The organism is Pseudomonas koreensis (assembly GCF_036668835.1).
GTDB classification, from domain to species: domain Bacteria; phylum Pseudomonadota; class Gammaproteobacteria; order Pseudomonadales; family Pseudomonadaceae; genus Aquipseudomonas; species Aquipseudomonas koreensis_I.
Genome location: NZ_JAZEVW010000005.1, coordinates 230,766 through 242,070, shown reverse-complemented (window position 1 = coordinate 242,070; position 11,305 = coordinate 230,766). Strand labels below are relative to the sequence as shown.

The following is an 11,305-nucleotide window of genomic DNA, read 5'->3' as shown; positions in this document are numbered from 1 at the left end:
CGAACGCTGTTTTAAACCTCCCCCGTTTCGCTCGTTTGTTGTTTTTCAGCTGGACAATGCCCGCATCTGGTATCGCTCGACATCTTCAGACCGATTTTCTCCTCGGCGCTCGCACAATTCCCCTCCCCACCGCCAACCACCGTCTAAGCTTCAGACAAGTCCGATCAATCTGCGTGTATGGATCAATCGACTATGGGCGCTTTGTGGCAAACCGATTCGAGTAAAACCGTGGTTCCGACTGAACGTATGGATCAAGCGCCTGTCCCTGAAAAACCTCGTCGCCATCGGCACGGGTGGAAGGCTTTCTGGTTGTTGCTGCTGATCATCGTGATCGTGGTGGGGCTTGCTGCGTCCCGAGAAATGCGCACCTCGCGCTTTCAGGCGCGGGAACTGAGCCAGTACGCGGCGTCGCTGACTTACAAACTGGAGCCGGGGCCGAGCGAAGCGATTCGTTATCCGGGCAACGGGCCGTTCGACCTGCGTCTGGGGTACAGCTCGCTGGATGAATTCCTGCCGCGTCTGCTCAAGCGCAATTACGTGATTACTGAACAGACCCGGTTTTCGCCGGCGCTGCTGAGCTACACCGACAAAGGCCTGTTCGTGCCCTATTCGGAGAAAATTCAGGCCGGCTTGTCGATCACCGATTGCCGCGCCGCACCGCTGTACCGTTACAACTATCCGCAGCAACTGTATGCCGATTTCGCCGCCATCCCGCCGGTGGTTGTCAACAGCCTGCTGTTCATCGAGAACCGCTTCCTGCTCGACCCGAAACAACCGCTGGCTAACCCGGCCGTGGACTGGCCGCGTTTCGGCATGGCGGCGTGGTCGCAGATAGCGAAGTTGTTGCATCTGCCCGGTCAGTCGGCGGGCGGCAGCACATTGGCGACGCAACTGGAAAAGTATCGGCACTCGCCTGAAGGCCTCACCGCGTCGGGCGCGGAAAAACTGCGGCAGATGTTTTCCGCCAGCGTCCGCGCTTATCAAGACGGGCCGCAGACGCTGGGCGCACGGCAGAACATCGTGCGTGACTACCTCAACAGCGTGCCGCTGTCGGCGGTGCCGGGACACGGTGAAGTGCATGGCATGGCCGAAGGCTTGCGGGTCTGGTACGGCAGTGATTTCGCCAAGGCCAACGAGCAACTGAACAGCCCGGCCACCGACCCGCAGGCCATGGCCGACAAGGGCCTGGCCCTGCGTGAAATGCTCTCGTTGATGATTGCTCAGCGTCGCCCGTCGTATTACCTGACCAAGGGCCGCGAGGATCTCGCCAGCCTGACCGACAGCCACCTGCGCCTGCTCAAACAGAACGGCGTGATCGACAGCGCACTCGCCGATGCCGCGCTGGCAAGCATCGTGTCGTACCGCGACTGGCAGACTCAACCGACGATCCAGCCGATCGAAACTAACAAGGGCATCAGCGCCGCCCGCAGTCGTCTGGCGAGCATGCTCAATCGGCCGCTGTATGACCTCGATCGCCTCGACCTGTCCGCCACCAGCACTTTGCAGGGCGACCTGCAGACCCAGGCCACGGCGTACCTGAAAAAACTCGCCGACCCGGCCTACGCCGCCGAAATCGGCTTGCTCGGCGAACGCCTGCTGACGCCGACCAGCACCACCCAGGTGCGCTACAGCTTCACCCTGTTCGAACTGACTGCCGACGGCTCGCGCGTACGGGTGCAAACCGACAGCACCGATCAGCCGTTCGACATCAATGAAGGCAGCAAACTGGAACTCGGCTCGACGGCGAAAATGCGCGTGCTCACCACCTACCTGCAAATCATCGCCGAGCTGCACGACAAGTACGGCGCAATGAGCGCGGCCGAGCTGAAGAAAGTCGAGGTGCCCGATCAGGACCGGCTGAGCCGCTGGGTCATCGACTACCTGATGCAGAACAAGGATCACGACCTGTCGAAGCTGCTCGCCGCCGCGCTGGATCGCAAATATTCGGCGAGCCCCGGCGAGGCGTTTTTCACCGGCGGCGGTTTGCACACCTTCCACAACTTTCGCAAAGAGGACAACGGTCGCCTGCCAACCCTGCGCGATTCTCTTCGTGAATCGATCAATCTGCCGTTCATTCGGCTGATGCGCGACATCGTCCGCTACACCACCTATTCCGGTCCGAACGCTGAACTGCTCAAGGATGATCGTGACCCGCGTCGTCAGGAATACCTGGCCAGTTTCGCTGATCGTGAAGGCACTTCATTCCTGCTCAAGTTCTGGAAGAAGTACCGGAACAAGGACACCCAGGCGCGTCTCGATACCTTCCTCGACAGCATGCGCCCGACGCCGATCCGCATGGCCGCCGTGCATCGCTATCTGCTGCCCGAGGCCAGTCAGGAAGATTTCAACCGCTTCGTGCGCTCGCACCTCAAGGGCACCAAGCTCAATGAAAAGCTCACCGACGACCGCCTGATCCGCCTCTACGATGCTTATGGCCCCGGCAGTTACGACCTGCCCGACCAGGGCTTCATCGCTAAAGTGCATCCGCTGGACCTGTGGATGATCGGCTACCTGCTGCACCACCCGGACGCCACCTTCAGCGAGATCGTCAAGGCCAGCCATTTCGAACGCCAGGAAGTCTACAGCTGGCTGTTCAAGAGTCGGCACAAGGGCGCCCGCGACAGCCGCATCCGCACCATGCTGGAAATCGAAGCGTTTCTGGATATTCACCAGCGCTGGCAAAAAGTCGGCTACCCGTTCGATCATCTGGTGCCATCACTGGCCACCGCCATCGGCAGTTCCGGCGACCGCCCCGCCGCCCTCGCCGAGTTGATCGGGACCATCCTCAATGACGGCGTGCGCATGCCGACGCTGCGCATCGACAGCCTGCATTTCGCGGCCGGTACGCCTTACGAAACCAGAGTGGTCAACGACCCGCATGTCGGCAAACGGGTGATGCCGGTGGAAGTTGCCAGAGCGATGCGCGAGGCGCTGTCGCAAGTGGTCGATGCAGGCACGGCAAAACGTGTTTCCGGCAGTTTCAAACTGGCCGATGGCACACCGCTGGCCATGGGCGGCAAGACCGGTACCGGCGACAACCGCATCGCGGCCATCGGCTCGGGCGGGCGCATCATCAGTTCGAAGTCGATCAACCGTACCGCGACCTTTGTGTTCTATATCGGCGACCACCATTTCGGCACCCTCACCGCGTTCGTTCCGGGGCGCTCGGCGGAAAACTTCAAGTTCACCTCGGCCCTGCCCACGCAGGTGCTCAAGGGCATGGCGCCGATTCTGACGCCCTATCTGCAACCGGGCAGCGACTCACAATGCCAGCCGACGCAGACCGCGGGCGTGGCGCTGAACGAGGCGTCGCGTCTTACAGCGAGGTAACAAATCGTGTCGGGAGATTCGGAATCAGCGTGAGGCTTTTTCCTCGCGGTGGGTGGTATTCATGTATTTTTCAGATTCGAATTTTCGGCGGATAGGCGAGCCGCAGCACCCTTTGCCACCCGATCTTTGAACTTTTGTTTTGTCCTGCCGTGGGTAGGCTGATCACTCCTCAACAATCAAGGATGATTGGCCATGTCTCTCGCTTCCCTGCCTGCCGCACAACCAGACAAAGGCCGGCACTACGAATTCATCAAATCTGCGGTCAACGACAGTTTCAAAACCGCCACTGTCGGCCGCGTCCGCGTCCTGGCCGACGTGCCCTGGAAGGCGCAGCCCTGGTACAACTCGGCGCCCGCCGCCTGGCTGAAAAAACTCGCGGCGGCCAATCTCAAGGCGTGGAGTTCGCAGAACCAGGTCGATCACCTGTTGGCGAAAACCGAGCTGTACGCTTTCGCCGAACCGTTGCTCAAGGCGAAGATCAAGGCCGTTCACGGCATCGAGCTGGACGTCAGAAGCACTTTTCTACGCATTTATCTACCCGTTGAAACCCCTTGGTACGCGATCAATCTGTCCGAGGGCGCCGTCACCCGTACGGTGTCGCTGCTTGATGCCGCGCTGCACAACTTTGCCAAGAGTGAAACGGCCGGGCAGGGTTCGGATTACATCAGCAAGCCCGATGAACGCGGGCTGTTCGACGTCTTGCCGATCAAGAGCGCCATGCCCATCAGCGACTTTCAAAAGCTGTGCCGCGACCTGGACCTCGGCGCGCAGTACCAGAAGCACCTGCAAAGCTATCTGCTGCCCGGTGAGCCGTTGGCTGAAAGCGTCCTGCAATACAAGGTCGGTCAAAGCCAGAAAGACGCCCTCGTCGTCGCCGCACATCTGGCGTTGATTCAGCAGAACATCGACTACGACGCGTACAAGATGCTCTTGAACCTGAGCGAGGAAAAGCGCCCGCTGATGCTCAACGGGCGCTCGATGCAATGTGCCGATCTGTCACTGCTCGGCACGCGCCTGACCGGGGTTCTGCTGCTGAGCCATGCGCAACCGGACAGCCGCGGCATTCGTCGTCTGATCGTCTACATCCCGCACGATCCGGATCACCCACTCAAGGAGTATGCCTCGCTGAAGGCCTTTCGCGAGGAGCTGACCCGGCAGCTTCGCGAAGACCGCTTCAGTGAGGCGACGCAACAGACCTACCGGCAGTTCTTCAGCCAGTTTGTCGATCAGCAGCAACGCGGGCATTTTTTTGCCGAACTCGAGCAGCGCCTGTTCGTCACCCGCTATCACCCGCGTGTCGACCCGACCGATCAGCGCCCGGCATGGCGCAAGGACCCGGTGGACAATCCGCACCTGCAATTCGCGCGACTGAAAGTGCCAGGCGATTACTGGCGCCACGCTTATCAGCAAAAGCTCAACAAGATTCTCAACGACACTCGGCAAATCGCCGTGTCCACCGCCGACACCGACAGTCATGCGCGCTGGGCCTGGTGGGATAACTTCAAGAAAATCGTTTCGGACATTTTCAACGTCGCTCTGCTGATCGCCACCCCTTTTGTGCCAGGACTGGGCGAGCTGATGATGGTTTACACCGCGTACCAACTGACCAGCGACGTTATCGAAGGTATCGTCGACCTGGCCGAAGGCCTGTGGCAGGAAGCCGGCGAGCATGTCATCAGCGTGGTGACCAACGTCATCGAACTGGCTGCCTTCGGTGCGGGTGCGGAAATTGCCGGCGCCTTCAAGGTCAAGCTATCGCCGCTGGTGGACGACATGAAACCGGTGCGATTGCCTGATGGCAAAGCATCGTTGTGGAGCCCCGATCTCGGCCCCTACGAAAGAACAGATCTGCAACTCGATGCGGCGTCGAAACCCGACCCGCATGGCCTGCACGAGCATGGCCACGAACGCATCCTGCCGCTGGACGGCAAACTCTTCAGCGTGGAAAAGGCCTCGACACGCCCAGACGTGAAAACCTGGCGGGTCAAACACCCTGAACGCGCCAACGCCTACAAACCGCTCCTTGAGCACAACGAACACGGCGCCTGGCGGCATGAGGCGGAGAACCCGGCCGACTGGCACGACAGCGCACTGATGCCGCGTCTGGGCCACCGCGCCGAGCGCTTCTCGCCCACACAGCTGGAGCAGATCCGCATCAGCAGCGGCACCGGCCACCATCACCTGCGCCGGATGCACAGCGACAGCAGCCCGCCGCCGCCATTGCTGGCCGATGGCCTCAAGCGTTACGCGGCCTACGACGATGCGAAGCTTGCCAGTGCCAACATCCGCGCCGGAAAACCGATTGCGGTCGAGTCGGACTGGTTCGAACCGATCGCCACCAGCCTGCCCGGCTGGCCATACGAGCGCGCGTTGAAAGTGCAGTATGACCATCTCGACGGTTATTCGCGCCAGTACGGCAACCCGATGGCCAGCGCCGCCGACACGCTGACCATTACCCAGTCAGCGCTCAACGCCGGGCAGTTGCCGGAGCGTCTGCTGACCTTTCTTGACGAGGGGCAGATGCGCACATTATTGGGCCGTGACGTGCCCGCCGCCGAACGGGTGCAAGCGCTGCGCAATGTGCTTGCCGATGCCGTCGACAAACGCCGCGACGACGTCGCCAAGCGTCTTTATCAAGCGGCTGATCGCACCCGCCAGGCCGACTTGCAAGTGGTCCGCAAGACCTTTCCCGAGCTGCCGGTTCCGCTGGGTGAAAAACTGCTCGGCCAGGCCAGTGCCAGCGAACGGCAGCGCACCCTGAACGAACAACGCTTGCCGTTGCGTCTGAAAAATCAGGCGCGCGAACTGGATTTCGAAGCCAGGAGCAGCCGTGCCTACGAGGGTTTCTATCGCGGCAATCAACTGAGCGCCGACAGCGAACGCCTCGCCCTCGGAACCTTGCGCCTGCACACCGACACCTTCGGCGATCTGCGCATCGAGGTGCGCGACGGCACCTTTGACGGTCCATTGCGTTGCAGCAGCGGCCCTGACAACGCGAAAACGCTCAGGCGTCTGATCAGAAACGAACACGGTCGCTACGAAGTGTTCGACGCCAACGCCCGCTCGCTGCATGCCCCCGCCGAGTTTCATGAAGCGATCTTGGGTGCCCTGCCTGTAGAAACGCTGACAAGCATCGGCTATCGACGCGGCCAGGGTGCTGCGCTGAAGGTCTGGCTGATGGAACTGGCCGCCGCGCCTGCCGAGCGCCGCACAGTTCTCGCCGAACCGCCGGTCAGGCCGGTGGTGAGCGTCGAAACCGAAACACTGCTGGGCTTGCCGAGGTTTCTGCGCCGCTCGACCACTGAGGAAAGGATCCGCGATTTGTATCCGGCGATGACGGAAAGAGAAGCCAGCACATTTCTTGAAGCACTGACGCGCAAGGGCGAGCCGAAAGACGCCATCGCGCGGCTTGAGCAGGAACGCAAGGATCTGCAAAACGAATTGACCGAATGGCGCAGCAGTTATACCGAGGTCGATCCGCAAACCGGTTATCCGGGCTTGTCCCCGGATTACCTGCACAAGGGCGGCGACTTTATCGAGGAGCGCCTGAAAGAGTGCTTCGAGCGCCGCAGCGAAATGTTCGGCGAGCGCAGCGCCCATCCAGATCAAGGCTATACGCTCGATCTGTCCTCGGATCTGGTGAGCCATGATCTTGAGCGCTGGTGGAAAGACCTGCTCCGACGGCCGAAAATGAAGGCGTACTTTGATCGCATCACCGCGCTCAAACTCGACGGGGCGCGTCTTTCGTCGGATCCGAGTGCGCTGCTGAGCAGTTTGCCCAACCTGCGCCAATTAAGCGCTCGGCAGTGTGAGTTGCAGGCGCTACCGCAAATCATCGGGCTGATGCGTCCTTTGCAGGTGCTGGACCTGGCCGACAACGCAATCAGGCTGAACGCCGAATCAAGACAACAACTAGGCAGACTGACCCAGTTACGCACGCTGAACCTGTACGGCAATCCGCTGGAATTACCACCGGATGTCGGAGCGATGGACCACTTGACCGAACTGAGTCTGGCCAATACCCGTATCCAGACGTGGCCGGAGGGTTTGTTCAGCGTCGGCGCACTTGAGAAACAGCGACCGCCAAGCTTCATGCTGGATATGCGCGCAGCGCCGATCAAGATGTTGCCCGTGGTCGCATCCGGCTCTGCGCAGGCACGCATCCTTAGCCGTGTGCGGTTCGATACGTCGCGACTGACCAACGAGGATCGCGTTCGTCTTGGCGGTTACCGCGAATCCGTAGGCCTGGCGTTCGTCCAGGATTATTTCCCTGCAGCCGGCAACGAGATCAGCCACTGGCGTTCGTTTCCCGACCAACCCGACATCTTCAGCCCTTCGGCATTCTTGAGTAAATACCGCGAAGAATCCTGGCACGACCTGATGGCGGAACCGGATAGCGCCGGTTTTTTCAGTGTGATTCGCAAGCTCAGAGAAAGCGCTGATTACCGCAGTGATGAGGGTCGCAAGCGCTTGACGCAACGCGTCTGGGAAATGGTCGATGCGGTAGCGCTGGACGCGAAACTGCGCGAGAAAATGTTCCAGCAGATTGCGACACCGGATGACTGCGGCGATTTCGGTGCGCAACTGTTGAACTCGTTGGGGATGAAAGTGCTGGTGTCCAAGGCTTACAGCGAAGCGACATCGTCCGCCATTCTCGAGGACAAACTGGTCCGGTTGGCCAGAGCCGCGGCGCGGTTGAATCGGGTAGCCGACGAAGCCGCGTTCGAATACAAAACCCAGGCGCAACTGAACAAAGATCATCCGGGCAATCCCGCGCCGGACGAAGTCGAAGTCCACATGGCATTCGAAACGGGCCTGGCTGAGCGCTTGCAATTGCCTTGGCAATCAGAAGGCATGCTTTACCGGGAGCGTTCGGGGGTGACCCAAAAGAAGGTCGACATGGCATACGCCACCATCACCAAAGGTGAACAGGGTGATGGCCTGGTCAACGGCATGATCGCTTTGTATTCCGAAAATTTCTGGAAGGGTTATCTGGAAAAGACCTACCCGGACCAATACGCGCGCAACACTGCTGCATTCGATTCCAGGCTCAGCCTGCTCAAGGATCTGCGCAAGGCCAAGGCAGAATGGGCCTCCCCCCATGAGCAGACCAATGCGCACACGCTGGCACGAAAGATTCAGACCCTGGCTGAGCAACTGGACATCGCTGACGCGCCGGACTTGTTCGACGACGCGCCGATGAGTGAGGAGCGTTATGCAGAGCTGGTGGTCGGCATCGGCTATCAGCGCAATGAACTGTCACGACGCCTGACTCGCGAGGCACTGGCCCGAGCTAGCCTCTGACAACGTCAAGGTTGTACGCAGCCGGACCGGCAGAGACCGGCCGTGTGCAGTCTGCTACCTGACTTCCGATTTCCGAATCACACACAACAAACCGGTCGAAACCCCGGTCGGTCGCCTGAGGCTCATGGTTCCAGCTCGCCGGCCGGTGCGGCGGCGCTGAACATGACCAGCACATTGCCGTTGTAGTCACCGGAGCGGTAACCGCCCGCCGGCTCGATCGGTTCGATCTTCAGCGCGACGCGCTTGCCATTGGCGGCCTCATCCCGGGAAACCACTTGCCGGGGAACGGGTTGGGAACTCAGCTCTACGTTGTTGAACGTCACTCGCAGCATGATCGCTTCATTGGGCCGGCCGTTTTCCAGATACGGCTCGAACAGCAGACGCGCGTCGATGGCGCTGCTGTCGTGGCGCACATCGAAGTTTTTCTCAAGGCTGCCCAAGGTTGCCTTGGGATAATCCCAAAACAGTTGTTGCGGCCGGTGAATCCAGTCCGGCTCGGCAGGGATGACATAGAACGGCCGGCTGGGAATGCTCAGCGACACTTCGAAGGTGTGCTCTTCCCGAGCCGCCCATGCCATTGCGCCGGTCAGCCCGGTGGCGACCATCAGCGCGGCGGCGGTGCATTGCTTGATCATGTTGAATACCCGATGCGTCAAAGGAAACGGACCTAGCGGCTGGCGATTTTCACGGCTTTCTTCTCGGCCCCTTCAATCAGGAAAAAGCGGTATTCGCGGCCCTTCTCCTTGTCGAAGTTGAAGGTTTTGCCGGCCAGCACATGGTGCTTGGTGGTCGCACCGCAGTCGCTGTCCTTGGTCAGTGAACAGCTCTTGAACTCGTCAACGATGATCACCGTATTGCCGTTGTTGCGCAGTTCGTAACGGTGGGCGCTGTCATTGACCACTGTGTCGAAACGCGCGTCTTTGGGCCGGACGAAAAAAATCGTGCCGAAGCCGGTCATCACGTTGACCCCGGCTGAGAGCGAGTTCTTGTAGTCCTCGCGCTCCTCGTTAGTGACCACGAACTCATCCTCCTTTTCCGGCACCACCGGCACGAAACGCACGCGGAAATAACGTTCGCGATCACGCTCACCCATGTACAGCAGACGTGTGCCCTGCATGCCCTGAGCCGGCACGATCAGCCGCGCCGGGCTGGCCATCAGGCCGTTGCGCGAGGCGCCGTCGGCGGCGTTCTCGACGGCGATTTCTTGCGAAGTGCCGTCGGCGGCATAAACGATTTCCAGCACGTTGACCTTGACGAACGCGGTGGCGTCGCCGCTGTTGAACACACGCTTGAGGTAAGTACTCTTATCGGCATCGAGATAGTCGTACACGGTGCCGACATTGATCTGCGGGCCGGCCTGGGCCGACAGGCAAAACACGCTGAGCAAGCCCAGCAGAAAACCACGTTTCATCTTCTTCAACTCCGTTGAATTTGAGTAAGACCTTGCCCGAACGGTCATACGTCCGAGTCCCAGATGATGGTGATGTTGCCGCGCAGCCGATCAGTCTTGCCGGGCCGCAGAAGATAATCGATAGCAAAGGGGGTCATTTCGAACAACAGCGAACCGGGTTTGCGATCGACATAGATTTCGGGCTGGTAGGGCCCCGCCCAAGCGTTGAAGCGCAGAGGCGAGCGGGTGACATTGCCACCGCCTGGGCCGCTGATGCCTGGAGGTAACGTCAGAAAGACTTCGACCTCGGTGGTATCTCCCTTTGGGCTGCCCAGTTTGCATGCCGTTCCGCCAGTGGAATTGCACAACATAAGTACCTTGAAGCGCGAAGACGCCGAAATGTGGAACGGTTGATCGCGAAAGATCCGCGTCGGCTTGCGCCCGCTGTTTATCCAAGGCGCCCAGCCACCTTCAGGTTCAAGGGTGACGTTGTTGCCACCCGGCGGCAGGTCGACCTTGAGGGTGTGCTGGACGTCGAGAACGAAGTCGAGGGTCAGGCTGCTGTCGTCTGGTTGAAACCCGCCCCCAATGTCGAAATCGCCGCCCCCCCCAACGCTATAGGTCATCGAGCCGGTGTACAGCCCGGAGGACATACCCAACGGATTGGGAGTACGCAGTTCATAAGCGAAGTCGAGCGTGTCGAAGTACATCGACGGAATGGCGTACATCGTCTTCTTCGTGCAGTAACCCTCTGCGGGTGCTTTCCAGAAAAAACGGTACGAAGCAGGGCCGTAAGCACCGACTCCGCTGTACTGACAGGGTGAGGCTGCGTATACCCAACTGCTGCTTTCCCAGAGTCCTTGATGGCCCTCCAATGGGTCACTCACACCGACCAGTTCATGCGCCGGATCACTCAAAACATAATTGGAGCCAATACCGGTGATGCGCATTTCAACGGTCTCCACTTCCTGCGTGTCCGCATTAATGACTGTCAGCCGCCTCCAGTTGGCAGGAACCTTCAAGCCAACCCCCCAATTGGGTTTGATCGGGCCGTTGGAAGTGAAGCGAATCGGCAGTTGAATACTGAATGTGGCGTTGTCCGCGCATTGCTCCGGATAGCTCGCGCAGTAACCGCTGTTCGGCGTTTGGTTGATAAACACGTTCTTGCTCGGCTGCGAGGAATCCGGGCGAAACGTCGCACGAATTTCCTGGCTGGCGGCCTGTGCGGTGGACATGACCAAGCCCAGCGATAAGCCCAAAGCGCCTGCGATTCTTTTCATA

Annotated in this window: 5 protein-coding genes; 2 read left to right on the top strand and 3 right to left on the bottom strand. The window is 60.0% G+C overall.

Annotated elements, in window-relative coordinates; all coding sequences use genetic code 11:
- The first annotated feature begins 192 nt into the window (after positions 1–192).
- Positions 193–3,330: a transglycosylase domain-containing protein gene (locus V6F91_RS16665; RefSeq protein ID WP_332766251.1), complete on the top strand. Its 3,138-nt coding sequence runs from the start codon at positions 193–195 to the stop codon at positions 3,328–3,330.
- A gap of 192 nt (positions 3,331–3,522) precedes the next feature.
- Positions 3,523–8,634, top strand: coding sequence for a dermonecrotic toxin domain-containing protein (locus tag V6F91_RS16660; RefSeq protein WP_332766249.1), 5,112 nt, complete (start codon positions 3,523–3,525; stop codon positions 8,632–8,634).
- Between the two features lie 122 nt (positions 8,635–8,756).
- Here V6F91_RS16660 and V6F91_RS16655 read toward each other — a convergent pair whose 3' ends face one another.
- Genes V6F91_RS16655 through V6F91_RS16645 form a run of 3 tightly spaced genes read right to left on the bottom strand, consistent with a single transcriptional unit; the run spans position 8,757 to position 11,304 of the window.
- Positions 8,757–9,269, bottom strand: coding sequence for a CS1 type fimbrial major subunit (locus tag V6F91_RS16655; RefSeq protein WP_332766248.1), 513 nt, complete (start codon positions 9,267–9,269; stop codon positions 8,757–8,759).
- A 32-nt stretch (positions 9,270–9,301) separates the two neighbouring features.
- Positions 9,302–10,045 (bottom strand): molecular chaperone, encoded by a 744-nt coding sequence (locus V6F91_RS16650; RefSeq protein ID WP_332766246.1) that lies wholly within the window; start codon positions 10,043–10,045, stop codon positions 9,302–9,304.
- Between the two features lie 44 nt (positions 10,046–10,089).
- Positions 10,090–11,304: a hypothetical protein gene (locus V6F91_RS16645; RefSeq protein WP_332766244.1), complete on the bottom strand. Its 1,215-nt coding sequence runs from the start codon at positions 11,302–11,304 to the stop codon at positions 10,090–10,092.
- Between the last annotated feature and the right edge of the window lies 1 nt (position 11,305).